This window comes from Kitasatospora sp. NPDC048540 (assembly GCF_040651175.1).
In the GTDB taxonomy this organism is placed as follows: domain Bacteria; phylum Actinomycetota; class Actinomycetes; order Streptomycetales; family Streptomycetaceae; genus Kitasatospora.
In genome coordinates, this window is sequence record NZ_JBEZIR010000283.1 from 1 (window position 1) to 1117 (window position 1117).

Sequence of the window (1117 nt, forward strand, 5' to 3'; positions counted from 1 at the left end):
GGCCGCGGCCGGTACCAGGGAGCGCGGGTCGGCCGCCGACGCGGCGGCTGCCGTACGGCGAGGTCGCCCGGGCGCCCCGCGGCCGGTGGCCGTCGTTCACAGCTGGTGCACGATCGGGACGGCCACCACGGCGGCGACCGCCGTGACCGGCAGCGCCAGCAGGGCCGCCCGGCCGGGTCCGATCCGGCGCGGGCCGAGAAGGCCGGCGGCCAGCCGGCCCTGAAGGGCGGTCAGGCCCCGCCCGATCCACGGCATCAGCAGCAGGAAGCCGACGCCGCCGACCAGTGCGTGCAGGGCCCACGCCCCGGCGAAGGTCGGGCCGCCCCAGGCGTCGGAGTAGTCGCCCGTGCCCATGCCGAGCAGCGGACGCAGCGGCCAGCCGAGGTTCAGCGGTACCAGTGACCACCCGTAGACGGTGACGGCCAGACCCGCCACCGCCAGCGGCAGGCTCAGGACGGCGTGTGCGAGGGCGGCGAGCCGTCCGTCCTTCGGCGGCTCGATCCGGCGGCCCAACAGCCGGGCCACCAGGTCTCGTTGGATCCGTCCGGCCGGGCCGCCGACCAGCGCCAGCGGGATGCAGACCAGGGCGACCGGCAGCGCGGCCAGCAGGTAGCCGGCCTCCCGCCAGGTCCGGGACGAGAGCGGCGCCCGGAGCACCGGGACGACGACGGAGGAGAAGGTCCTGTCCATGGGAACCACCAGGTGGGCGAGTCGGGGTGTTTCCTCCAGCCTTCCGCCGCGGCCCGCCCGGTACGAGGGTGGCAGCACGGAACCCGGGGGTTCGGTTCACCCCACCCCCACCCCTGGCCCCGGCACCCCGCCCCCTGCGCCCTGACCCCTACCTCCCGGCCCCGTCCGGGCGCCCCGGTCTCGGGGGCGACGTCATCCCGTAGCCCGGGGGCGGGTCATCCCGTAGGAGGAGGGCCGCCCCCGCCGCCCCCGACCGTGCGGGGTACGGCCAACCGTCCGGCAGGCCGACAGCGTGCGCCGATGCGCCACGGAGGATGGATCCGATCCACGATCCCCTTTCCGGCAGGAGCCCTCCCGTGACCACGATGACGACCACCACCGCCGCCGCGCGCGCCGTCGGCCTGAACAAGGTCTACGGCGAGGGCGA

Annotated in this window: 1 protein-coding gene; it reads right to left on the reverse strand. The window is 76.6% G+C overall.

The annotated features are described in order from the left end of the window. Positions 1-96 precede the first annotated feature (96 nt). Positions 97-690: a hypothetical protein gene (locus tag AB0D08_RS40865; protein ID WP_359895445.1), complete on the reverse strand. Its 594-nt coding sequence runs from the start codon at positions 688-690 to the stop codon at positions 97-99. Positions 691-1117 lie beyond the last annotated feature (427 nt).

Coding starts and splice junctions, on each gene's coding strand:
- AB0D08_RS40865 (WP_359895445.1), bottom strand. CDS start 690: ATGGACAGGACCTTCTCCTCCGTCGTCGTCCCGGTGCTCCGGGCGCCG.